General features: G+C 46.2%; 20 protein-coding genes, 1 tRNA gene and 1 pseudogene. 6 read left to right on the top strand and 16 right to left on the bottom strand.

All coding sequences use genetic code 11. The features are described 5' to 3' along the window. Positions 1–402: 402 nt before the first annotated feature. From ACSFXJ_RS01285 to ACSFXJ_RS01255, 7 genes are all read right to left on the bottom strand, one after another. Positions 403–1,185, bottom strand: a complete 783-nt coding sequence (locus tag ACSFXJ_RS01285; protein ID WP_435923432.1) for a sensor domain-containing protein — start codon at positions 1,183–1,185, stop codon at positions 403–405. Between the two features lie 284 nt (positions 1,186–1,469). Continuing rightward, on the bottom strand, positions 1,470–1,739 hold the full coding sequence (locus ACSFXJ_RS01280; RefSeq protein WP_435923431.1) for a cold-shock protein: 270 nt from the start codon (positions 1,737–1,739) through the stop codon (positions 1,470–1,472). Positions 1,740–1,763: 24 nt separating this feature from the next. Then, entirely contained in the window at positions 1,764–1,964 is a 201-nt protein-coding gene (locus ACSFXJ_RS01275) for a cold-shock protein (protein ID WP_435923430.1), read from the bottom strand. Positions 1,965–2,334: 370 nt separating this feature from the next. Continuing rightward, on the bottom strand, positions 2,335–2,712 hold the full coding sequence (locus ACSFXJ_RS01270; RefSeq protein WP_435923429.1) for a 1,4-dihydroxy-6-naphthoate synthase: 378 nt from the start codon (positions 2,710–2,712) through the stop codon (positions 2,335–2,337). 111 nt (positions 2,713–2,823) lie between these two features. Continuing rightward, positions 2,824–3,216, bottom strand: a complete 393-nt coding sequence (gene cdiI / locus ACSFXJ_RS01265) for a ribonuclease toxin immunity protein CdiI (RefSeq protein WP_435923428.1) — start codon at positions 3,214–3,216, stop codon at positions 2,824–2,826. Positions 3,217–3,233: 17 nt separating this feature from the next. Continuing rightward, positions 3,234–5,174 carry a CdiA family toxin C-terminal domain-containing protein gene (locus ACSFXJ_RS01260; RefSeq protein WP_435923427.1) on the bottom strand — a complete coding sequence of 647 codons (1,941 nt, stop codon included), beginning with the start codon at positions 5,172–5,174 and terminating at the stop codon, positions 3,234–3,236. A gap of 346 nt (positions 5,175–5,520) precedes the next feature. Next, on the bottom strand, positions 5,521–7,425 hold the full coding sequence (locus ACSFXJ_RS01255; protein ID WP_435923426.1) for a pectate lyase: 1,905 nt from the start codon (positions 7,423–7,425) through the stop codon (positions 5,521–5,523). A gap of 311 nt (positions 7,426–7,736) precedes the next feature. Here ACSFXJ_RS01255 and ACSFXJ_RS01250 point away from each other — a divergent pair, with 311 nt between their 5' ends. From ACSFXJ_RS01250 to ACSFXJ_RS01235, 4 genes and pseudogenes are all read left to right on the top strand, one after another. Then, on the top strand, positions 7,737–8,030 hold the full coding sequence (locus ACSFXJ_RS01250) for a chorismate mutase family protein (RefSeq protein WP_435923425.1): 294 nt from the start codon (positions 7,737–7,739) through the stop codon (positions 8,028–8,030). 2 nt (positions 8,031–8,032) lie between these two features. Continuing rightward, positions 8,033–10,117 (top strand): aminodeoxychorismate synthase component I, encoded by a 2,085-nt coding sequence (gene pabB / locus ACSFXJ_RS01245; protein WP_435923424.1) that lies wholly within the window; start codon positions 8,033–8,035, stop codon positions 10,115–10,117. After that, complete coding sequence (locus ACSFXJ_RS01240) at positions 10,114–11,031, top strand: prephenate dehydrogenase dimerization domain-containing protein (RefSeq protein ID WP_435923423.1); 918 nt, start codon at positions 10,114–10,116, stop codon at positions 11,029–11,031. The genes pabB and ACSFXJ_RS01240 overlap by 4 nt, the downstream gene beginning before the upstream one ends. A 158-nt stretch (positions 11,032–11,189) precedes the next feature. Then, positions 11,190–11,404, top strand: a pseudogene (locus ACSFXJ_RS01235) (transposase); the annotation flags it as partial. Here ACSFXJ_RS01235 and ACSFXJ_RS01230 read toward each other — a convergent pair. Continuing rightward, positions 11,381–12,034 carry a Crp/Fnr family transcriptional regulator gene (locus tag ACSFXJ_RS01230; protein ID WP_435923422.1) on the bottom strand — a complete coding sequence of 218 codons (654 nt, stop codon included), beginning with the start codon at positions 12,032–12,034 and terminating at the stop codon, positions 11,381–11,383. The pseudogene ACSFXJ_RS01235 and the gene ACSFXJ_RS01230 sit on opposite strands and share 24 nt — an antisense overlap. Positions 12,035–12,151: 117 nt before the next feature. Here ACSFXJ_RS01230 and ACSFXJ_RS01225 point away from each other — a divergent pair, with 117 nt between their 5' ends. Next, positions 12,152–13,108 carry a DMT family transporter gene (locus ACSFXJ_RS01225; protein WP_435923421.1) on the top strand — a complete coding sequence of 319 codons (957 nt, stop codon included), beginning with the start codon at positions 12,152–12,154 and terminating at the stop codon, positions 13,106–13,108. 85 nt (positions 13,109–13,193) lie between these two features. Here ACSFXJ_RS01225 and ACSFXJ_RS01220 read toward each other — a convergent pair. Further along, positions 13,194–13,258 (bottom strand) — tRNA-His (locus tag ACSFXJ_RS01220). 136 nt (positions 13,259–13,394) lie between these two features. Here ACSFXJ_RS01220 and ACSFXJ_RS01215 point away from each other — a divergent pair. Continuing rightward, positions 13,395–14,306, top strand: a complete 912-nt coding sequence (locus ACSFXJ_RS01215) for a GIY-YIG nuclease family protein (protein ID WP_435923420.1) — start codon at positions 13,395–13,397, stop codon at positions 14,304–14,306. Positions 14,307–14,401: 95 nt separating this feature from the next. Here ACSFXJ_RS01215 and ACSFXJ_RS01210 read toward each other — a convergent pair whose 3' ends face one another. The 7 genes from ACSFXJ_RS01210 to ACSFXJ_RS01180 all read right to left on the bottom strand — a co-directional run bounded on the left by ACSFXJ_RS01210 (position 14,402) and on the right by ACSFXJ_RS01180 (position 23,692). Continuing rightward, positions 14,402–14,746, bottom strand: coding sequence for a hypothetical protein (locus ACSFXJ_RS01210; protein ID WP_435923419.1), 345 nt, complete (start codon positions 14,744–14,746; stop codon positions 14,402–14,404). A gap of 13 nt (positions 14,747–14,759) precedes the next feature. After that, entirely contained in the window at positions 14,760–15,626 is an 867-nt protein-coding gene (locus ACSFXJ_RS01205) for a hypothetical protein (RefSeq protein ID WP_435923418.1), read from the bottom strand. Positions 15,627–15,821: 195 nt separating this feature from the next. Continuing rightward, positions 15,822–16,586 (bottom strand): hypothetical protein, encoded by a 765-nt coding sequence (locus tag ACSFXJ_RS01200; RefSeq protein ID WP_435923417.1) that lies wholly within the window; start codon positions 16,584–16,586, stop codon positions 15,822–15,824. Positions 16,587–16,750: 164 nt separating this feature from the next. Continuing rightward, a complete protein-coding gene (locus ACSFXJ_RS01195; RefSeq protein WP_435923416.1) occupies positions 16,751–17,029 on the bottom strand; it encodes a DUF6809 family protein in 279 nt (92 codons plus the stop codon). Positions 17,030–17,317: 288 nt separating this feature from the next. Then, positions 17,318–18,061: a DUF3800 domain-containing protein gene (locus tag ACSFXJ_RS01190; RefSeq protein ID WP_435923415.1), complete on the bottom strand. Its 744-nt coding sequence runs from the start codon at positions 18,059–18,061 to the stop codon at positions 17,318–17,320. Further along, on the bottom strand, positions 18,045–19,526 hold the full coding sequence (locus ACSFXJ_RS01185) for a TIGR02679 domain-containing protein (RefSeq protein WP_435923414.1): 1,482 nt from the start codon (positions 19,524–19,526) through the stop codon (positions 18,045–18,047). Before ACSFXJ_RS01185 ends, ACSFXJ_RS01190 begins: the two co-directional genes overlap by 17 nt. Further along, on the bottom strand, positions 19,523–23,692 hold the full coding sequence (locus tag ACSFXJ_RS01180; RefSeq protein ID WP_435923413.1) for a TIGR02680 family protein: 4,170 nt from the start codon (positions 23,690–23,692) through the stop codon (positions 19,523–19,525). The genes ACSFXJ_RS01185 and ACSFXJ_RS01180 overlap by 4 nt, the downstream gene beginning before the upstream one ends. Positions 23,693–23,706: the final 14 nt, after the last annotated feature.

The raw sequence follows: 23,706 nt of genomic DNA, 5'->3' as shown, positions 1-23,706 counted from the left end.
GTTCAGTTTTCAAAGATCAACTTCAGTTATCTGCTCATCAGCAGCTCTTATATATTATCACGTTTCAACCAACTTTGCAAGCACTTTTTTCAACCGAGTTTTTTGCTCGTTTTTCGGCTTGATATTTCGTGAAGCGTGATGGCCGCTGTTCGCTGGCCGGATTTATAATATAACTCTTATAAGCAACTAATACAAGTTGTAAGTTTTTCCATTTAGAAATAATAAAGATCAATTTTGCTCTAAAGAACCTGAAGGCACTCTGCTGTACGACCCTATGAACCCCGGTTAGATACAGGACCCGCCTAAAATCAAATAAACAAAAAACAGGCTGCCGAGATATTCTCGACAGCCTGCACCCGATCCCTGCGCTGTATTTTTACTCTCTTGTTTTTTAAAAGGACTTTAAGCGAGCCACACCTTCTCTTGAGTGGGATGATCCACTGGGTACTCATCGTAATGTGACGGAACGGGCGTATGGAATTGGGTTTCAACAACCGGCACTGTCGGCTGCTGATAGGACTCATCCACATACATGATTCTCCGCTGAACTTGCATGAGCCCGTTGACGACGCGAAGCGCGATCCAAAAAAGGACAAGGCCAACGCCTACATATAGCAGATACTGCTGGTTATAATTCCAATCGATATGAAAATAGTTAAAGAAGTTATTTTCTAAAATATCCAGTTTCAATTCATTCATCAGAATGATGTGCACGGCAGGAAGAGCAATAAATCCGAGTCCCAGCGAGATTGCCGTTACCATCACCGCAAAGAAGACAATGCCTGTTACAAATCGAAGCAATACGAGCATCAGATTTCTAAAGAATAGTTCACCGTCAAACCCTTTGACCATTCGCTTGAACCAATTCTGCCCCGCTTCAGGCTGCGAATGGTTTGGAACCGAGGCCGGAGGGACCGGCAAACCTAAAATATGCCGAATCAGGCTTTGCTCAAAACTCACAATCCCATTCAACATCTTAGCTACCCCAAAAAACAGCGGTATTCCGATAAAAATGGGAGCTAAACCGATGGATAGGGTAAGCCCTGTTATCGCCAGCACCAAATAAATAATCCCTAACGGGAGAGATAACAATAAATAGAGGATCGTTGCATAAGTTTTTGGATTAAAAAGCACCCAATTTACCTTGCCCGCTCTCGCCATTGTATTCGTTTCTGCTGCCTTCAAATTCAAACACTCCTTTGACTTCTTCAGTCACGCTCAAATTTTATAAACCCATTATATCTGCCTTATTCGCGTGACATAACCGTCTTAGGGGGTGGCTGGACCTAGACTTTAGGCTAGGGTTGGAGCGATTTTCTTTCATTAAACATAAAAAGGCTATCAACCACAATGGTTGATAGCCTTCTGTCTTGCTTATATGGAGACAAAAGGAGGTGCCTCCCGGCGATCTCGCTACGCAGGCTTCTGCGATTGTAGCGATCATTTTGATGTCATCCGTGCCGAGACAATCAATTTTTTGATTGATTAGGGCTCGTATTTACCACGATGGAAAGCATTCTCTCGCCTTTCTCCATAGGGGATTGGCATTGGACGCATATCGGTTGGATCAAAAACACAAAATTATCTCTCATCCAGCCGTTGCACTCTTCATTGATACACGACCAAATGGCCGTTATTTCCTCTGGGATATCTTCCATTGGCTTTCTCCGTGAATAGTACAAATTGCATCCCTCTTTCTCTTTTAGAATTACGGGCTGATAATAAAGAGTCCCAAACATGATGTTTGGGACAGTGTTACAAACCTATAATTTTACAACATTCTCGGCCTGTGGACCGCGGTTACCTTGTACCACGTTAAATTCAACGCGTTGACCTTCATCTAGCGACTTAAAGCCATCGCTGACAATCGCACTGAAATGAACGAATACGTCGTCGCCACCTTCAACCTCGATAAAACCAAAACCTTTGTCTGCGTTAAACCATTTCACTGATCCTGTTTGCATAATAAATTACCTCCTAGTTTTTGTTTACATGACCTCTACATTTTCGAAAAAAATAAAAAATCACATATTGTACAAGGTTCTGAATTTAAAATCACAACCCTCTACAATATGTGAGTCCAGGTCAAAATTTCAATATAATCATCATAACACACGTTAGTTATATTTACAAATTTTTATTGAAGTTGGAAATTAGGGGCCTCTCGTCATTAAAATATAGAGCATTCCATATGAGCCAGGGGCAAGGTTTTGTTCCTACTGATAGGCTGAAATCAAGAAAGACTTATTCCCTCTATTCGTAAGTTAGGAATAAGCCTCTAAGCGTGTGGTGCCATTATTTTAGTTGCTATATACGCCTCCTATGCAAACCTAATTAACGCCCTCTAAAATTATAACCGCCTCTTCTTGGCAGCTCGTCTTCAAAATCACATGCGGCTACCACCTTGAACCCGGAGTCCCATAATTCTATTAGTAGTTTTGCAATCTCCCCAATATAAACTTTTTCTTCGACATCGCCGACCGGGCCTATATCGATATAATATCTGTAATATAAAAAATCATCGCCGTCTTGATTTCTTTTCTCTTCAGAAAAATCCTCATTGTTGAAAACAAAAATTTCAGATTGTTCCGTTACTATGGGCGTACCTGTAACGGAACCCTGAACAATCATTGACACGGTCTCGACAACTGACGACTTTTCACGATCGGTATCTAAAAATATTTTTGTAAATAAGTCATATTGAGCTTTCATTGGCGCTCCTCGTTTAATCAATCAGGTTAGTGGAGGATTGTTAACGACCTACCTATCACTTGGCCCCCCACGTATTCCCGCCTTTAACCATAGAGGCTACATCTCATTTCATCATTCTAATTTGAATCTCTTTCTGATATTTTTCAAACATTCCATAACTTCATCCTTTTGAACTGGGTTCTTCTCTAAATATTCCATACTGTATTTTTCTATATAAGTATAGAATTCTGCTTCTTCCATTATCACTTCCTCATTGGTTATATCATAGCTTATAGATACTTTATTCTCTCCTATATAATATTCATCTTCGGGCGTATAATAAGCTGATAAAGCACACCCCAATGACTCAGACCCACAAACATTGTCTCCAGATTCAAATTGGAATTCACTTAACATTCTAAATGGTTCTCTCGTATTTGAATCAAAAAATCCCATTGATAAAAAAAGTTGACGAATAATCCACTCTTTCCTTTCCGTATCTGTAACCTGTATGTTTTCGTTCATAAAGTTATCCTCCTGTATCAAAACACTGGATAAATCGAGTTTATTTTACCATTTACCACTAACCACTCGAATTTGAGCCCATTTACTGCTACCCCACGATTAACTCCTTCTACCGTAGGGATACCTGCCTTTTCCGCCCCAATTACGGCTTCTTGCCCCCATTTAACGATGTCCCTATTAGTAATAGGTGGGCCATAAACTGTTTTGGGACGTTGAGCCGTTTTATAAACAACATCCCCATTACTATCCAATTTTAGTTTTGTTCCACCATTTACATAGTCTGTTTCCAATGAGGGTATACGATACTTTATTTCATATATACCTTTTACTGTAGGATGCGGTTTCGGCTCACCAATAATAAAATCAGAACGGGACAAGTTATATTTTGCTGCTTCAGCATCTATTGTTTTATAAAAACTATCCAAATTATGTGCACCTTTTACGCTAGGTCTACTTCCCCTTCCAATACCATGTCCATCAACCAAATGTTCAATCAAATCTCTATTATCAATATTAACAGTCCTAGAAGGGGTGTTAACTTCACCCGCCCCCTCATTCACAGGCACCTCGCCCTGCGCCTTCGGCCTATCCAACTCCCCCTGCTTACCTGGAGTCAGCGGCCTCTTCTGCTCCTGCGGCTCCGTAAACTTCTGCGCCCCCGGCATCTCCATAGGGCTTCTGCGCTGGCCAAATACCGGGAATCCCACGCCATCTCCGTACCCGCCGCTCATTTCCGCTTGATGTTCCGCATAGTTGGTATAAAGGGACGCAAAACTGCCGGCAATCGCCTCATCGGTACCCGAGTTTAGAATGAGATAAGCTATTTCTTTTTTGCGTTCATCCGTTAGGTTCTGTTGCTGCCAATAGGCAAGACTTCCGACTTCGTCAGGATCATCATGGTGGACACCAATCGCCATTTTCACAGCTACGTTGTATGTATGAAAATCGTCTTCATTTCCTTTTCGCTTCTCATTGTAAAAATCAATCGCATCCTGCAGCAATCGATCCGCCTCACTCAAGCTCGCTCTTTTCAACAGGGCTGCTTCTGTTTGGGCATAAATGCGCTTGGCCCATCCCCGCTGCAGCGGATTCACCCACCCGATGGCTATGGCCATGCGGAGCTCGTCTTCCTTCGGCATAGGGGAATAGTCGCTTTTCAACGGATTATATCTGCAAGCATCCAAAGGAGAGCCTTTGTAGTATGTACTGAGGTTGACTTCCGGCCCGTACCATAGTTCGGATACGCCAAATCCGTTCAAAATATTCCTTTGCTGCTGAGCCTCCTGATGTGCCAAGGCCATGTAGTTTTTGTTGCCGTACGCTTTATACACCGCATACTCATGCTGGATTCGAGCAATCTTGTCAAACGCTGCCGCAATGTTCTCCAACTCTTCCCGTGCACGAACCTGCTCATCCCAGCTTCCGGAGTTCAACTGTTGAAAAAGCCCGGAGATGCGCGCGTCTTCCTTAACATGAGCGAGCCTCTGATCCAGCGTCATTTCCGAAAAGATCGCCGTCGCCGTCTGGACCGCATTCTTCAAAAGATCCTGCCATCCCATCATCACCGGATACCCCGTAGATGAAGGCGAACTCGTGCCGGTTCCTTTTGAGATCGCCAGGAAAGGAAATAAGCCGTTCAGCGTATACTGGGCTGCTTTTTGAAGCAGCGCAACGGACTTTCGTTCCGTCTCCCGATACTGATTCGCGGCATCCCGAAGCAATTTCTCCTTGGCATTCAAACGCTCGTAAATCGACAAGGATCGCGCAAAAATATCATTCAACTGCTCCTCAACCACATACAGGGCGGACCGGACCGAGCCTTCAGGATAATTATACCTGATATCATCGATCTTACGCCTGACCTCTTCAACCAAGCCCGGAATGCTGTCCTCCATGTTCATGTTCATGCGTTTCAGCAGCCTGGCTAATTCATCAAGTCGATCCGGGTCAACTTGCACTCCACATCACCTCTACCGAACATCACAAATTATTACAAATATTCATAATTATCTTGGATTCTACTAGAAAAATAGATTTTATACAATAAACCGTGTCCTCCATTTGCTCTTATATCGAACTCTCCGCCTCAACTCGGACTCCAGCGTCCGTGACGACGCCAACGTTATTTATCGATCCTCTCCGCATACACCTCAAAAACCATCGCCGCCCCCAACCTATATCCCTGTGTAAAAGAGGCAGCCAGCTCCATACTGTGAACCTCAATCAAAACTAAATAAACCGGCTGCCTTATCAATCCTGGCAACCGGTCAATTAAACCTATCTTATAAAGAGTGGTATGCATCCCTACTCCAACCCTACATAAAACAAATTAGCCGTATCCCCCTTCGTAACACTATGCGCCCCGGCGGCAAGCGGCACGCTCACGATCCCACCAGTCATCGAATAACTAGTCCCATCAATCTTAATCTTCGTTCCGTCTGCCGAGTTAAACACTAAGGTTAACGTCCCAGCTTCCGTGGTGGTGAAATTGATGCGGGTTGAGCTCTCGATTTTTAAGCATCGGGTTAGCGTCAGTCCGTTGTATGTCACCGTTCCCTTGGTTGTTGAAAGATTCCCTGTGATATCAAAAAAGTCGCTGTTCAATCCGGAAGTTGTAAAGTTATGCACTTGTGCGCCGGTTGGGTCCGTCCCCGGGTCTGTACCTGGGTCGGCACCCGGATCCGAGGTCGAATTCCCCCCTACGGATACAAGCTGTGTGGTGTAAGCTGTTATTTGAGCCATAAGTGCCGTATTGAGCTCATAGGAGGTGTCGTCAACGGAATCATTGAATATCCAGGTAAAATCTCCGTTGTTCAGACGCCCGGCCTCTGCGGTAACGATTTGTTCCAAATTGCTTACGTTATCAATGTCTGCACCAGCCACTCCGGTATCGACTTTTGTGTCGAAGTTATTATAAGCGGTCCCGCCTACCACTGCCTTATAGGAGCTTGGCACGGCTTCATTTCTTGACGAGGCCAGGTACGCATCGAAGGAGGTTGCATTTGCGGAGGCCGTTCCGGTATTGGAGTTGGCATAGATCAGACTGTCCGCATTCACTATGGTATTGTTGTAAGCCTTGATCACGCCCCCGTTTTCGCCCGAGAAGGTCCCTTCCCCTAAAGAGTCCGTGCCTTGCAAGGAGCTGAGCATCGGATATTTGGTATGTCTAAAATAATTGGATTCCACAAACGCCGAAGCTCCTGTCGTAACCCCGACGCCGTATTTTGAGACTCCGTCATAGAAGTTGTTATATATATGAATCGATCCGGTTCTGATGCGCGGATGGCGGGAGTCGGAATGATCAAACCAGTTATGATGGAAGGTCACAAAAAATTCCGCCGATTCGCTCAACCCCACCAAAGACGCTTTTCCCGAGTCCCAATAGTGATTATAAGAGATCGTGATATAGGTCGATCCTTTTTTCAGGTCCGTGGAGCCGTCGCCCTTGGCTTGGTCCGCGTCTCCGCCTGCCGTTCCATAGAACAGATCATTATTATGCAGCCATACATTCACGTTCCCCGTATCCAGAGAAATCCCGTCGTCAGGGAAAAGCATAAAGCCCAGGTTTCTCACTTCCACATTCCCTACATATCGAAGAAGGATTCCCCACCCGTAGGCATAAGCATCGTCGCCGATCCCCTCGATCGTCATGTTCATTTGCGAATAGTTGGTTTTCCCTTTGACTTGAAGGAATCCGCTGCTGTTCAATTCTCCGTTCATATCATCATCCGTCACTTGTCCAATAAACCGAATGGCCAGAGGCGTTGTATCATAGCCTTTTTGTCTTAATGTCAAAATCTCGCCGATCCCGACGCCCGTTTGCGTACCGCCCGAGCTATTGATTTTCACATCAAGGGTCACGGTTTGTGCCGTCTCGGACGTTACATAGATTACCTGGGCGCCATTCTTCAATGTTCCGTCATCATTGTAAGCACCCGAACCTGTCCCGTACTGCGAGTCCGAGGAAAAAGCAAACCCGGATCGATCATGTGACGCTACGGATAGAGTATTCGAAACGGCACTAACCTTTGAACCGTTCGTCAGCCTGGCTTCGACTTTCATGATATAATTTCCGGCCGCAAGGCCTACGGCATCCGCTCTCCAATAGGTAGGGTATTTCCGGATCAGCTCATTATCAACTTGTTGATAGCTGGAATCCGACGCACCAGCGGATTTAACATATACATTATATCCCTCCGCATTGCTCACGGGTGACCATTCCACATACGCCGTTTCATTCCAGCCTCCACCAATCCATTCGATGTCATGTGATGTTGGGGTTGTTCAACCGACCTACAGGAGCATAAGCATCAAAAATCGATCGGAGGATCCCGATTGTCGTTTTCTGTTGTCTTTGGATGGAACCGGAGATTTTAATTATAGGGAATTTTTTTAATTCAGACATTGAACGAATAGATGTTCATAAAACTGATACTTGGAATTCATGAATATATAGTATAAATTATTAATAAATTGTATTTTTTTCTAACTAAGGAACTATTAAGGAGGTAATATTTAATATGGTTATGGAAGAAGGCCTTGAGAGACTGCGGTCTGACCTCGACAGAATCGACGAGAAATTGCTGGATACGTTGAAAGCGCGTCTGGAATGCTGTGTTCAAATTGGTTTGTACAAGCGCGATAATAACATCCCAATGATGCAACCTAATCGAGTCAACTTTGTCCAGGAACGTGCTGCACGTTTCGCAGCGGAGAATGGAATTAGCCCGGATTTTCTACGCGGACTTTATGATCTAATCATATCGGAAACTTGCCGGGTCGAAGATATTGTCATTGGAGAAGGGAGAAATTGAGGATGGAAAAGATACAAACACTTCTAATTGACAATTACGACTCATTTACTTATAACCTTTATCAGTTGATTAGCGAGGTAAATGGACAGCCTCCACTTGTTGTACGCAATGATGTGGACTGGAGTACAATTCCACTACATAAGATCGATAATATCGTGATTTCCCCGGGGCCAGGCAGACCGGATCGTGCTGAGGACTTTGGCATCAGCACTACCGCAATCCTTGAGTCAGGTTTACCGATTCTGGGAGTTTGCCTTGGTCATCAAGGGATTGCCCACTTATTCGGAGGTAATATCAGTCACGCTCCGGAGCCTATGCATGGACGTCTGTCAGAAATCCGGCATACGGGGGTTGATATTTTCGCAGATTTTCCATCTTCTTTCTCCGTTGTACGCTATCATTCTCTTGTTGTGACCGAATTAAGCAGAGATTTAGAGGCTATTGCCTGGAGCCAAGATGGGTTGATTATGGGATTGAGACATCTTACCTTACCCATTTGGGGGGTTCAATTTCATCCCGAATCGATATGTAGTGAGTTGGGTCAGAAGTTGTTTGCTAATTTTCTCAAATTGACACAATCTTATATGCGGCAAGACCTTCAGAGCAGCCAGAAAGATGGGGATAACCGGATTCATGTTCGTAAATTAGCTATTTATCCCGATGCACAGTCCACGTTTCAGGAGATCTTCTCTCCATCGAAACATGCATTTTGGCTGGACAGCAGTAATGTAATGGAAGGTTTGTCACGCTTTTCTTACCTCGGTGACGGTACCGGCCCATATGCGGAATACATCACGTATCGGGTTGCTGAGGGAGTAGTAAACGTAGATCGCAATGGACAGGCCCCCTTGTTTGTTCAGAAGCCTTTTTTTGATTATCTTAACGATCAGTTGCGCATTCGCGCTGCAGATTCGCCAGATAACATACCTTTTTCATTCAACCTTGGCTATGTTGGTTATATCGGGTACGAGATGAAAGCTGAGACCTGCGGCTCTGTCTGTCATTTATCCGAAACTCCGGATGCAGCCCTACTCTTCACGGATCGGATGATGGTTCTCGATCATCTGGAAAAAACAACCTACTTAATTTGCCTTACCATGGGCGGGAATGGCCATGAAGCGGATGTTTGGTTCAATCACATGCAAAAACGTCTGGTAACCCTCCCCACAAAGTCAAATGATCCTTTCTCTACTGTACTCGCAACTATGCCTGATCATCAGTTAAAAATTGATTTTCGTCATGACCGTGCATCCTATCTGCAATTAATAAACGAGTGTTTGGAAGAAATACGTAACGGGGAGTCATATGAGATTTGTCTGACCAACACAGCTACGGTGCATACTTCTATTGATCCATGGAAGACGTATACACATTTACGGCGCATCAGTCCGGTTCCTTACGGAGGTTTCTTGAGGTTTCCCGATATGGCTGTACTCAGTGCCTCACCGGAGAGATTTCTCTCCATTAGTTCTGAACGTGTCGCCGAGTCGAAACCAATTAAAGGGACTCGTAAGCGAGGTGAAACACCTTCCGAGGATAATAAATTACGCGAGGAGTTACTTAGCGAGGAAAAGGATCGTGCAGAGAATTTGATGATTGTGGACTTGGTTCGAAATGATCTTAATATGGTTTGCCAAGTGGATACGGTTCACGTCCCTCACCTGTTTTATGTGGAAACATATAGCACCGTCCATCAATTAATTTCGACAATCCGGGGAACTCTTCGTCCGGGCAAATCAACAGTTGACTGTGTGCAAGCGGCATTCCCAGGAGGTTCAATGACGGGTGCTCCCAAAATTCGCACAATGGAAATCATTGATCGTTTGGAAAAGGGGGCTCGGGGTATCTACTCAGGCAGCCTTGGCTGGTTTGGATTAAATGGTGCCGCAGACCTCAATATTATCATTCGAACACTCGTTGTCTACAAAGATAAAGTAACATTCGGCGTTGGCGGAGCCATTACCGCGATGTCGGATCCGATTAAAGAGTATGAAGAGATCATGATTAAGGCGAGAGCCATGATCTCGGCAATCGCAACAGCGAATGAACAACAGTCGAATGCTGATGTTATGGAAGTCCCTCTATGAATCGATTGATTCGTCGCTGTGTAATTGTTGGAGGAACTGGCGAAGTTGGTCTCATGTTCGCAGAGTTTTTGTTAGGTTTAGATGTAGAAGTATGTCTGATTGACAGGAACCATTCAAACTCACCTTTCAAATGTTTAGTATGCGATATCATGGTACCAACTGCGGAGGTTGAGACGGCCTTACAACAAGCGGATCTGGTTATATTAGCCTTGCCTGAACAGGTGGCAATTCATGCTGTTTCCATTGTTAGCAAGCGGATGAAGAGTCAATCTCTGCTTACGCACACTCTTTCGGTGCAGGCGCCGATTTCAGAGCAAATCTATGCGTTAGATCTTCCGTTCGAAGTGGTGGGACTCAACCCGATGTTTGCACCCCGTCTCGGCATGGAAAGTCGTCCAATCGCTGCGATTATTCGGAATAACGGTCCGCGTGTAGCTGAACTTCTCGGGAATCTCTCGAAGAGAGGAGCGCGCGTGGTACAATTGGATGCTGAAGAACATGACCAGTTGGTTGCGGCCATGCAGGCTCTAACTCATGCTAGTATCCTTGCCTTCGGATTGGCTCTCGTCAATCTCAACATAGATATTACGAAGCTAACTTCTCTTGCGCCGCCTCCACATGCAACGATGCTTGCTCTGTTGGCACGGATAAGCTCCGGAACGCCAGAGGTATATTGGGATGTGCAGACGGCGAATAAGCAAGCGGCGATTGCACGTAAAGCACTGTCTGCCGCTATAAAACGGCTGGATAAGGTGACAGCAGATATATCTGCTTTTAACGAATTTACCAATTTGTTAAGTGAAGTTCGTGGAGTAATGAGTAACGAGTTGACGACATATCAGGAACTTTGTGCGTTCATCTTCAATGAATCGCGACCATTTCTTTATCGGGACTTACAGGATAGCATGCAGTAAATCAAGATCTGAACCATACGTGAAAGTGGGCCTGTCCCAAGCTAACATGGGCTGACGGCCACCACCATCAATGAAACTGTCCTGGCCTGTGAATTTGTATGTTCCATCATGGAACTACAGGTCACAGGCCGATGCTTTTTTAGTAGGACAAGCTCTGAGTCCCAAACCGGCATGTCCGGGAGGACAGCAAAGAATGGGTGCGAAGCAACCGGCTGAGCCGGGATGAAATTAGCTGTACCGTAAACGAAAAGAAACGATCAAGCGAAGCTTCGCGGATGCCAAAGAGTTCCATGGGTTTCCCTATTACCGGTTGCGCGGCCTGGCTAACGTCAAGGAACGATCCTTGATATCAACGAGAAAAAAACTCGGATAATGCCGCTCGATCGGATATAATAACTTTCTTATGCCCCAAATCAATCCATCCTCTACGCTTAAATTCATTTAACACTTTCGTTATTGTCACTCGATTCATTCCAAGACAGACGGCCAGTTCCTCGTGCGAATATGGGATGCAGCTATCGGTAATGTCTTTTTCCTTGCTGGGAAAAGCCGTTTCATCCAATAAAAAGCTAGCTACTCTCTGATAACGATCATAAAAAGAAAAGCGTTTTAACTGACGATGCAAATGATTGCATGTATCGGACAGCAACTGAAAAAGGATCAACGTAATTTCTTTAGATTGGCTGAGGTAAGGGTAGATTTCTTCCAAAGAAAAGGATATTATCTCCACATCATTTACGGCGTCCACATTCGTCTGTCTTACCGCTTGATGTGAAAATGAATATTCCCCGAAAATCCGTCCTTTTTCCACAATCTCGAGGGTTAATTCTTTTCCATCATTGGAAATGCAATATACTCTTACACGTCCTCTGGTGATCAAATATAACCGGTTTGCCGCTTGGTCTCCCTGCATATAAATCGATTTACCTGAAGGCACATGCATGCGGTTACCAACCTGTTCAAAATAAGTATACAATTCCTCCGAAACCTTGATCGTTACCATTACATCCCCCTAAAAATGAATATCATAAATTGTAGCACAAGTTACAATTTTTATATATCCGTTGTGTTACTCTTTCAGAGAATATGATAACTAGTATCAAACGGGGAGTGTTAAAATGTGGAGGACAGAAAGATAGGGTACACTTTTGCTTTGATAGGCGGAACGTTCTGGGCTTTATCCGGTGTGTGTGGGCAATATCTTTTTCAATATCATCAGATTACCTCCGAGTGGCTGGTGCCGACAAGGCTGATCTGGGCAGGTATGTTATTGATTGTACTTTGCAAGCTAAGAGGACTTGACCTCTCTGCCCCGTGGAGAAATAAGAAAGATATTAGGGATATGATCCTCTTTGCGATTTTCGGAACCGCATTGTGTCAGTATGCTTATTTTTCAGCAGTCGCATACTCCGATGCTGCTACTGCAACATTTATTAGTTATACCAGCCCGGTTTTTATCATCTTTTACACAATAATGGCGAGTAAAAAAAGGCCGACGAAACATGAGCTGCTGTCAGTGTGCTTGGTGATAACTGGAGTTTTTATAATTGCTACTCACGGAGATGTTCACTCTTTACATCTATCTTGGAAATCATTATTTTGGGGTATTTTAAGTGCGGCAGCGTTCGGGGTGTATAGTGTTCAACCACAACGATTAATGAAGAAATTCGATGTCCTCTTGATTTCGGGATGGGGGATGGTAGTAGGGGGGGCGATGCTCTCTATAATTTTTCAGCCTTGGCGCCTTAATGGAGTGAATAATATGCAGGGATATATTGCAACCGGGGTAATCATTCTATTTGGAACTATATTATCGTATGCATTCTACCTGGAAGGAGTTAAGAGAATCGGCGCAACGCAAGGGAGTCTTCTCTCTTCAATCGAACCTGTAGTAGCTACCGTTCTTTCGATTGTGTGGCTTAATGAATCGTTTGAATGGTGGGATGTGTTGGGATTTTCAATAATACTGTTGACGGTAGTCATACTTGCCAAGGTGCCCAAAGAAAAATCCTCCAAGCATTATTTTCGATTAAGGTCATCTAATAAACCGCTAAAAAGCACGGAGAGAGAAACTTAGCTTTCTCAGGACGAAGAGGTATCTATCCACCCACAGCCGCCTTTTCCGTATCAGGCCATATTCCGGTACAAAGTTAAAAAAGGGGTGATCGATGGGACTTGAACCCACGAATGCCGGATCCACAATCCGGTGCGTTAACCCCTAGGCACGCCGCCAGCGTTCGTCCTGAGCCAGGATCAAACTCTCCAATAAGGATTACCCATCCATCGCAACCGGAAGAGCCCAATGCTGGGGTTTGAATGTATATGTTAATATAAGAGGAAGGAAAAAAACGGGAGAGTGTCATATGGCTAATCGCGGCAAAAGTATAAACCTGTTTCTAGTAGATGGGCATCCCAACGGACTCGTCAAATGCACGCTTGCCAACTGGACGGGAGTGGCTTACAAAATCCCCCGCACCGAACTGGAAAAATGCAAGGGCCGAAAAGACCTTTCGCAGAGCGGCGTCTATTTTCTGTTCGGAACCTCGGATCAAACCGGGGAGAACGTCGTTTATATCGGACAGGCAGGCGTGAGAAAAAACGGCGAGGGCATCCTCTACCGTTTACAGGAACATAAACGCAACCCGGACAAAGATTACTGGACAGAAGCGGTCGTATTCACGACTTCGAATAATTCTTTTGGTCCCACCGAGATAAGCTACCTTGAAAACCGCTTCTACTCTCTGGCTGCGGAAACAAATCGCTACACCGTCAAAAACGGGAACGACCCCACCCCTGGCAACATTACGGAGGAAAAAGAGAGCGAACTGGAAGAGTTCATCGACTATGCCAAAATTGTTATGGGGACGTTAGGCCATAAGGTATTCGAAAAGCTGACCGACACCAGCATACATAATCATCATTCGAATGTGACTTCGGAAGATAACGAACTCTTGTTACATCTAAAACGTAAAGTCAAAAGAAGCGGGCTCGTAGCTGAGGCAAGCTGCAAAAGAACTTCCGAGGGATTTGTCGTGTTAAAAGGCAGCCAAATCGAAACGATGGATTCCGAGAGCATCCCTCCCGGCATCAAAGAAAGGCGTGCGAAGGCGAAGCTTGATAATAATGGAGTGTTACAAGAGGACGTTCTTTTTAGTAGTCCTTCATACGCTGCGGCGTTTGTCATCGGCGGACATGCCAACGGACTCATCGAGTGGAAATCGTCGGAGGGTAGAACATTGAAAGAGATTGAGCATAATGAGGCGAGCGATGAGTAAGCGATCTACAGTTTCCTGAAAATAAAGACTTCTATGATGGCAAAAAACCGCTCTCAGAGCGGGTTTTTTAGTATGACACAAGTGTCTCATTATAATTATGCAAGCTCAGAATCAGATTCCAAAACATGTTTGAATTTCATGACTTCAATAGCGAGCTCGTTACTTCCATCTGCAAGAGAGAGATTCAAAATCTCCTCAAACTCTGCCTTTCTTTCTGAATCAACTAACCATTCGTCTAGTTCGACATCTTTTAATCCGGGAGGCAAATCCTCGAAATCGCCCCACCATTTATTCATTGCTTGCAGTAACCAACCATATTTACTTGGATTCTCCGACACTTTACTATCAATTGCAATAAAAATGCTCCTTAAAGCCCCTCCTAGTAATGCATCTTGAATATACTGCGTATTGTTTTTGTAACGTATTGCACTATGAGCCACTAAAAGTCACCTTCTACTCTAAATAAATAATTTTTACCCTTGAGTTCTTTAATGCTTCCTTCAACGCAATGATAACATTTGATTCTAATCCTAAGGTGTCGATAATATGGACATCAACAGCGGTGTTATTATTAACGTGCTTTGTTAAATTTTTTATTACAGCTTCTTGTTGAGCTGTTGTTAATGGTTGGCGATTGTTATTCAGGAACGGACCCTTTAAAGAGATATTCCCCAATCCGCCTGGATCTTTCATATCTACTCCCAAGGTATCAGATGGTTGAAATCTTTTATTTAATGCTTTCTCAGCTCTAGAAGTCCCTAAAGTTTCATTATAACTAAACTTACCTTGCTCGTGGTTATATCCTAATATTCTAGACCGTAAGGCTTCCTGTAATCGCTGAATTTCCGACAATTCTTCTCTATCAAAAGTCCCCTCATTCACAGACGCCTCGCCCTGCGCCTTCTGCCTATCCAACTCCCCCTGTTTACCTGGAGTCAGCGGCCTCTTCGGCTCCTGCGGCTCCGTAAATTTTTGCGCCCCCGGCATCTCCAAAGGGCTTCTGCGCTGGCCAAATACCGGGAATCCCACGCCATCTCCGTACCCGCCATTCATTTCCGCTTGATGCTCCGCATAGTTGGTGTAAAGGGACGCAAAACTGCCGGCTATCGCCTCATCGGTACCCGAGTTAAGAATGATGTAAGCAAGTTCTTTTTTTCGCTCATCCGTTAAGTTCTGTTGCTGCCAATAGGCAGGGTCTCCGATTTCGTCAGGATCATGTTCGACCCCAATCGCCATTTTCACAGCTACGTTGTATGTATGAAAATCGTCTTCATTACCTTTTCGCTTCTCATTGTAAAAATCAATCGCATCCAGCAGCAACCGATCCGTCTCCCGCTCAAGCTCGCTCTTTTCAGCAGGGCTGCTTCTGTCTGGGCATAAATGCGCTTGGCCCATTCCCGCTGCAGCGGATTCACCCAACCGATGGCTATGGCCATGCGGAGCTCGTCTTCCTTCGGCATAGGGGAATAGTCGCTTTTCAACGGGTTATATCTGCAAGCATCCAAAGGAGAGCCTTTATAGTATGTACTGAGGTTGACTTCCGGCCCGTACCATAGTTCCGGATACGCCAAGTCCGTTCAAAATATTCCTCTGCTGCTGAGCCTCCTGATGCGCCAAGGCCATGTAGTTTTTGTTGTCGTACGCTTTATACACTGCATACTCATGCTGGATTCGGGCAATCTTGTCAAACGCTGCCGCAATGTTCTCCAACTCTTCCCGGGCACAGACCTGCTCATCCCAGCTTCCGGAGTCCAACTGTTGAAAAAGCCCGGAGATGCGCGCGTCTTCCTTAACATGAGCGAGCCTCTGATCCAGCGTCATTTCCGAAAAGATCGCCGTCGCCGTCTGGACCGCATTCTTCAAAAGATCCTGCCATCCCATCATCACCGGATACCCCCTAGATGAAGGCGAACTCGTGCCGGTTCCTTTTGAGGTCGCCAGGAAAGGAAATAAGCCGTTCAGCGTATACTGGGCTGCTTTTTGAAGCAGCGCAACGGACTTTCGTTCCGTCTCCCGGTACTGATTCGCGGCATCCCGAAGCAATTTCTCCTTGGCATTCAAACGCTCGTAAATCGACAAGGATCGCGCAAAAATATCATTCAACTGCTCCTCAACCACATACAGGGCGGACCGGACCGAGCTTTCAGGATAATTATACCTGATATCATCGATCTTACGCCTGACCTCTTCAACCAAGCCCGGAATGCTGTCCTCCATGTTCATGTTCATGCGTTTCAGCAGCCTGGCTAATTCATCAAGTCGATCCGGGTCAACTTGCACTCCACATCACCTCTACCGAACATCACAAATTATTACAAATATTCATAATTATCTTGGATTCTACTAGAAAAATAGATTTTAGACAATAAACCGTGTCCTCCATCCGCTCTTATATCGAACTCTCCGCCTCAACTCGGACTCCAGCGTCCGTGACGACGCCAACGTTATTTATCGATCCTCTCCGCATACACCTCAAAAACCATCGCCGCCCCCAACCTATATCCCTGTGTAAAAGAGGCCGCCAGCTCCATACTGTGAACCTGCTGATGTAAGTCGAGCAAAGCCTCGAGTTCCGTGAAATCTTCCTTGGAGAGCTTTCTTTTCCACGAATCCATGGATTCGGATAGTTGTCTGCTTAGTTGTCGATATTGGGGGTCTTGGAGGATGGCTGTTTCGTGCGGGATTAACTTGCCGTAGTATAATAATTCAAGAAAGGTTGGCATGGAGCGCCTCCGTTTTATTTTTTATAGTAACAAAGGCAGGATTGGGGTGTGGTACGTGGATGCGTATAGCTAAATTCAGTTAATTAGCCCAAGTTATAGAACCCCCTCGTAAGAAAAAAAATAAAGGAACCTCGGAAGAATAATGAGGGCCCTTCAATTTATAAGCAAAAATTTCCACAAAAATAAGACCAGCACGAGGCGGCTCCTGGACAGAGCCACAACACCAGTCTTAAATAAAATTATACAATAATTCGATTGAAAGTCAATTATCGTCCTTATGGAGGGAGTTCAGAGCATCAGCCTCACGGGGAGCTTATAAATACCGTGTAACTGTTGTTCGCCACTTGGTGATGGAACTATGCACGAACGTGATTGAACTTTTGTAAACAATTCTTTAATCCAAAGTGAAAAAGGATCTAATTCTACTTTATTCAAGCACAGCTCAAAATATTTCCGTATAATACCGGCAGTTAAATCAGCAAGCTGAATCCCTTCCTCCACCTTAGAGCTAACAAAAAATGCTGACTCTACTATAAAATTGCACTGATTTCCTTCAGATGAACGAAACAAATAGTTTTTCATTTTATGCGAGATAATCATATCGTTCCCCTCATCCTGTGAATCAAAACACACTATACACTTTTTTCCTCTTATTAATGAATATCCATTTATTCGCTGTAATAAAAACCTATAGTGATTCGGAAAGTTCACCGGCTCCGTAGGTAAGGGAAGTTGTGGATGGTCCATGACGATTGCGAAAATCTTAAGGTTAAATACATTACTCAGAACCTCATCGACAACTCGATCAGCAAACTCCTTATTCAAAAAATGTTTAGTAATGGATTTAGGCTTTAATACATTTACGGCCTTTAATTCAACATCATAGCGTCCATAGATATCCATTTTGATGTTATACATTCGCTGCATAATATTACGAACTTCATCCTTGGGGATGCAGACTGCCGCCAAAACCGGATTTAAAGTTTCATCATTGGGATGCGGAAATCCACTTTCGTCAATAAATGCCAACATCGTTCTCCCCTCCTCTCACAGCTTTTTTCCAGTCCTCAAGCAATCGTAAAATCATTTGCTCTTGAAACAATTTAGTTCCCATTTCACCCATAGTTCTGCATAATGACTCGTCCCAGACTGACTTCATTCGCTCCAAACGAAGCCGTTCTTCTTTGGTAAAGGTTACGCTTTTCTTGAGAAATTGTTCTTGTCCTTCCAAATAGCTATCCCAGCCAAAACACCATGGGGTAAATCTTTCGTTGTATCGTGCCGCTAACACATTGCCAATTTCAATTCCTTTAATGTCAAAATCCCCTGAATAATAGAGGCTTCCCGAGACGAGTCCTTCTCCCATATATCTATCAATCAGTCTTAATGCAGCAGCACTCGCTGGTCCGCTGGTACACAGAAGTAAGGGAGCCGGAGTATGGAGGGTTGTCCCATTCATTGACACTTTGTCAGTCCAATCAGCCAGAGTGGAAAATATGGCCGGATTCTCAACAACATAGATATCTGTTACAGGAAGAAGGACTTCAGAAGACTCGACTTGCCGAAGTGTCAAAACAAAGGGGCCTCTTATCATTCCAAAGGGCTGATATACATAAACAAGCGAAGAGATATCATCATCGAGAATTCCGGCGCACCGGTAAACTTCCCTGGTCTCCAGAGTATCGCCGCTGAAAGAGTAGGATGATCCCTTCTCGGAATCTTCTTCTAAATCCATTCCCGATGACCTCTCATGCGTATTAGCTGAGCGTAAAACCTGAAAAAACAACCGGCCCGCGGGAGTGTTTCGATCTAGAGCATGAGGATTTCCAGTGGCCAGAGCAGCAAGGACCGGCAGACGGATGGTAGAGAGACGAGTTCCCGTCCCTTCCCGAAAAACGTCAGTCCCTCCTGCCAGAAGTAAGCTCCAAGCTCGTACGGCATCAGTCAGTTCGAACTTTGCAATCTCATCATCAGTACGCCACAGGTCACGCAATGTCCGGTAGCCTGCCGCTTTCCCGTCTTTCAAAGCTGCCAACCATGCCGAGACTTTTGGCTGAAGCGGTACCCCGCATTCCATAAGTTCATTTTCTACCCTACTAAACAATGCTTGCCATTCCTGCATCGCCAACAATTGCTTGTCCGACTTGGTCATCAGCGGTACTCCGGTTAACACTTCATGAAGTTCAGTAATTTTAAAAGGGAAAGGCGACTGTAATAACTCCTGTTCAAAAAGCGTGAGGGGAATGCTGATCTTCTCCCCCGGCTTTTTATTCCAGCCAAAGAATAAATTAAGCGACTCGCACTCTTCAGGACTTGCTTTATTAACAACTGCGTGTCCCCCTACCTTCTCCAAACTAGCGTAACGGTTCCAGACAGCTTGAAGCATTCGTTGAAATCCAGGCTGCGAGAAATAGTCCCTGGCCCGATCTGCCCGCTTGTAGTTTCCCTCAACTGACTGTGTTCTAAAATCGCGGTTGTCCTGATTTCCAGAGTTCATTCATCCGCACCATCCTCAACGTATTCCTTGCGTTTGCCATTCCAGCGATAGCGGAAGAGAGTTACAAAATCAACGTCTTTGGGACGATAGATTTCATATATAGCCAGTTTCGGAACCGTATCAAAGCACCCCCACAACACCTGGGAAGTCATCATGTAATCAAACTCCATATCCGTCAGCAGTTTGAACATATCGCGCATGTTCTCTTCATCCACACCTGCGAATGCCTCGTCCAAAGAAATAAGCCGCGGGGCGTCGGGACGGGCGTCGGAATATCTGGACCAGGTGGCCGCAAATAAAGGAATGTACATGGCCATTGCTTTTTCCCCTCCGCTAAGCACGTTGAAGCGCGCGTCAGTCAACGGACGGTAGCCGGTCTGCTCGCCCTTGTTATATTTCAGTTCAAACTGGAACCAATTGCGGTAATCGAGCACTCGGTACAGATGCAGGCGGAGGGATTCCTGCTCTTCTTGAGCCGTCTGCTTGGCGCTCGAAATTTGTCCCCGAAAATGCTCGATCATCGCATCGATTTCATCCTCGCGCAATCGATGCGAGTCGCGTTTCAGCAATTCGACCAGGATGGAAACATCCAGTTGCTGCTCTCCTGCCGCGGGTTTCGGATCCCACTCCAGTTTTAGTCGCAAGCCACTGGAGGTATCCCGCGCCTCCATCAGTTTGTTCATTTCCCGAACCCATTCTTCCGCCCGATGAATCCTTTGCCGAATCGCTTTTCCCACACTCCGCAAGATAATCTCCTCGAACAGCTCGCGGTCCTTTTCGCTTAACAAGGCGCTTTGCTCGGCCTCCTGCTGCTCAAGTTCCTCAAGAAGCCGATGTGGAGGCAGAGGGTGTTGGGGATTCCGCATCGATAGCAGCAACAATCTTCCGCTTGTTTCGTCCGTGGTCGTCTCCATAACATACTCGGTCAGCAGCATACGCGCAGCGTTAAACTGCTCCAACAATTTGTTTACAATATTCTCCACATTACGCCCAGTAAACAACGGCTCATATTGGCGGATAATATCTTTGGCGGTGTTTCGCATTGCAGCTATACCCTTTGAAATATCTTCTTCCACAGCATCTGCTTTACCCCGCCAATCCGCCACCAAATTGCGGTTAAGCTCCACTCTCATTTGCTCCAACGCTTCATCCAGCCGAATTTGCTGCGCCTCCAGTTGCTCACTCAGCAATGAAAGCTTCTCTTCCGCCCGAGAAGCCTGATCCTTGGCAGTATCAAGCCGTTGTTCATGTTCCTTATTACGGGTGAGCAGTGTAGATTGCTCGCTGCGCAGCTCCTCCATTCTCCTGGCTACATCGGCCAATCCCAGCTCTTCGATCAGCCGCTTCAAAGTATCCACCTCAGCCCGCCGATCCCGCCTGCGTACGTCAAGCTCATCCGCCAGCGCTTCTTCGTCCTCTATCTCCAGCACGACAGAAGAAAGTTCATCGGTAAACCTTTCCCAAGCTTGGTGAGCATCCTTGTATTGTCTCCAGGCGGAATGCAATTCCGAAAGTGCCTCTTCATAAGCACGGATGGATCGGATGGCTGCAGAAATTTCCGGTTCTCGCTTCAATCGGGTCCACCTTGCCGTGATTTCAACCAACTCTCGCTGAAGCTCCCGCCACTTGGCCGATTTGGCTTTATAGCGTTCATTTGCCAACTCTTCATGCCGGACAGCAGCCTGCATGCGGGTATCAGCCGCTTGCAATTCGCGCAGCGCTTCCACCAGCTGTTCTCCTGATGGAAACGCTCCTCGTTCCATTACCAGAACCCGCTCCGCTTCCGCTTGCCCGGCCAATTGTTCATCCACCTTCGCAAGCGCGGTGTCCAGAGTAGCAATTTTCTCATTCAGTCTGGCAATTTCCAGCATGCGAGTGCGACGGCGTGTTTCCTTACCTATTAACTCGGCCCGCTCCTTTACCGCAGCCTTGCCAAAGAGCGACCCCAGCCGGTAAGAACCATTCGCGGATATAACCCCGTTCCACTCCGTCTCGTCCAAAAAGCTGCTTTCTTCATCCCATAAAAAGCTCCGCAGTACCGCATCAATGTTCGAAACTGTCAATCCGCTTCCTTCTGGTGGATCCGCTGCCAAAACATCCGCAAGGGTATACCCGAATTCAATTGGTGTCGGCAAAATCCAGGCTTCTTCCACTTCATGGCCTAAGTCCTGAATCCGCCCATCCGGGGATAGCCAGGCATCCAGCAATCCGGCGCGCTCCAGCGCCTCCTCAATTCGCGCTTTCGCTTCATCGGTTATATGCGGCTTAAAGTCGCATACGGCAAATAATGGCGCACCACCGCGGTCCGCATGAGCCTGACGGAACTTGTCGCGTGCGGTGCTTCGAACCGGTTCCGGTTCCCGACTCTGTTCCCAGGTATGTTTCTCCTCTTGCAGCTTTTTTTTCTCATCCAGCAGGTCCTTCCTCTGATTCTCCAGATCAAGCCGCTGTCCGACAAGTGTTTCCCGGGCCTCATCGTAACGTTGAAGTAATGCTTGACGCACGGGTTCCAGCGAGGTTTGGTCCAAACCATACTGGCGAAGTGCCCCGAATGTCTCCCGAATGGCTTCCTCATCAAAATTCAGTTGATGGAGCCCGCCTTGCCAGGAAACGATCTCGTCCTTGAACCCTTCCCTCTGCTTGTCGAACCTCTTGTCTCGTTCCCCCCGTACTCTCTCGGCTTCATCCCGGGCCTGGCTGGCATCGCCAAGTTCAATTTCGCTTTCCTTGGCGAGCGATGCAGCCGTCTTCTCTTCTCCGGCCTTGGCTAGCGCCTGCTCAACAGTCACGCGATGCTCGCGAAGATCCCTTTTCCAGGTCTCTTTCCACCGATCGTCCACAGGTACTCCCGTTGCCCAAAACCGGTGATATAGCGCGTGCCCTGAAAATTCCATATCGCCAGCGAGATCCTCAAGCTCCTGCAGCAATTCTTGCTGCTCCCGTTCGGCAGCCTTACGCTTCGCTTCAGCATCCTCCAGCCCGCTTTTAAGTTGCTCTTGACGTTGATGCCCTTTGTTCATCTTGTCCCGCGAACGTTCCAACTGCTTTTCGATATCCTCGAGGGCTCTTACGGCAGTTTCATATTCCCGTTGTTTCCCGATCGCTTCATGCTTTTCGAGCAAGCCTCGCTCCACAGAAATTTCCTGGAGTCTACCCTGGATGATATTTCGTGCCGCCAGTGCGTCAGTCTTCTCCGCTTCGGCCTGAGCCAGCGAAGATTCCGCCACTTTCACCCTGGATTCTATTTCATCAAAAGCCGATTTGGCCTCTAGCATTTGATCTGATTTGGTGTACAGGACATGTTTGTTGTAAAAATCATATCTCTCCTGGAGCTTCGTCATTTCAGCGCGATGCCGTCGGATTTCATCCAGTCTGTCGGTCATTTGATCCATATCCTCCAGCACTTCCGACAATGGGCGAAGCTCCTCCTCCATCAGCGGCGGCAAGGCCTGATGAAGAATTTCATAAATCGCCGACGGTTTAAAATCCTTGGACAGCTTCGGACTGCGGAGCTGGATCATTAATTGAAGCAAATCCTGATAAGCATCCGTATCGGCAAATCCGAAAATATGCTTATTCACCATATCTTGATACGATTTCTGATCAAACACGACTTGCCCGCCCGCTCCCACCTTCGACTCCAATTCTTTGCGGTCCAGCGGCTGCCGTATGCCGTCTTCAAGCCAGCGGTTTCGATCATACAGCCAAAAATCATGATTGATTCGCCGTCCGTCTTCCAGCAAAAATCCCCAAAATTGCACCTGAGCTGCATTTCTTCTAGCCCGGAGGCCAATGCCGACGGTCTTGTATGCCCCCGTTCCCGTATGCTTGAATTCCATCCATAAATAAGCCGTCGAATCCACTTTTCCGCTGTCCTCTTCACCCAGCAGATAATACTCGATGCGCCGGTCGCGCGAACCAAACGGGTCCAGGCGATGCGCCCGCTTATCTCCATCCAGCACAAGTGGCAGAAAGCTCTGCATAGTTACCGATTTCCCGGAACCATTGGCCCCCCGGAGGATCAGTCTCCCTTCCTCAAGCTGGAATTCCTCATCGTCGTAGTACCAGAAATTCATAATGCCGACCCGGTTCATCTTCCATCTTGCGGTTGATTTTCCTTGAATTTGTTGCTCGCTCTCCATCTCCATGATCTGCTGCTCCATCATACGCCCTCCTTCGT

It is taken from the genome of Paenibacillus salivarius (assembly GCF_051307165.1).
Classification (GTDB): Bacteria; Bacillota; Bacilli; order Paenibacillales; family Paenibacillaceae; genus Fontibacillus.
This window is presented reverse-complemented; position numbering and strand designations above follow the sequence as displayed.

What these genes read in the sequence shown, in the direction of transcription:
- ACSFXJ_RS01275 (WP_435923430.1), bottom strand. Translation starts at nt 1,964, where the DNA reads ATGCAAACAGGATCAGTGAAATGGTTTAACGCAGACAAAGGTTTTGGT.
- ACSFXJ_RS01195 (WP_435923416.1), bottom strand. Translation starts at nt 17,029, where the DNA reads ATGCCAACCTTTCTTGAATTATTATACTACGGCAAGTTAATCCCGCAC.
- ACSFXJ_RS01240 (WP_435923423.1), top strand. Translation starts at nt 10,114, where the DNA reads ATGAATCGATTGATTCGTCGCTGTGTAATTGTTGGAGGAACTGGCGAA.
- ACSFXJ_RS01180 (WP_435923413.1), bottom strand. Translation starts at nt 23,692, where the DNA reads ATGATGGAGCAGCAGATCATGGAGATGGAGAGCGAGCAACAAATTCAA.
- cdiI (WP_435923428.1), bottom strand. Translation starts at nt 3,216, where the DNA reads ATGAACGAAAACATACAGGTTACAGATACGGAAAGGAAAGAGTGGATT.
- ACSFXJ_RS01280 (WP_435923431.1), bottom strand. Translation starts at nt 1,739, where the DNA reads ATGTTTGGGACTCTTTATTATCAGCCCGTAATTCTAAAAGAGAAAGAG.
- ACSFXJ_RS01250 (WP_435923425.1), top strand. Translation starts at nt 7,737, where the DNA reads ATGGTTATGGAAGAAGGCCTTGAGAGACTGCGGTCTGACCTCGACAGA.
- ACSFXJ_RS01190 (WP_435923415.1), bottom strand. Translation starts at nt 18,061, where the DNA reads ATGTTGGCATTTATTGACGAAAGTGGATTTCCGCATCCCAATGATGAA.
- ACSFXJ_RS01185 (WP_435923414.1), bottom strand. Translation starts at nt 19,526, where the DNA reads ATGAACTCTGGAAATCAGGACAACCGCGATTTTAGAACACAGTCAGTT.
- ACSFXJ_RS01230 (WP_435923422.1), bottom strand. Translation starts at nt 12,034, where the DNA reads ATGGTAACGATCAAGGTTTCGGAGGAATTGTATACTTATTTTGAACAG.
- ACSFXJ_RS01270 (WP_435923429.1), bottom strand. Translation starts at nt 2,712, where the DNA reads ATGAAAGCTCAATATGACTTATTTACAAAAATATTTTTAGATACCGAT.
- ACSFXJ_RS01215 (WP_435923420.1), top strand. Translation starts at nt 13,395, where the DNA reads ATGGCTAATCGCGGCAAAAGTATAAACCTGTTTCTAGTAGATGGGCAT.
- pabB (WP_435923424.1), top strand. Translation starts at nt 8,033, where the DNA reads ATGGAAAAGATACAAACACTTCTAATTGACAATTACGACTCATTTACT.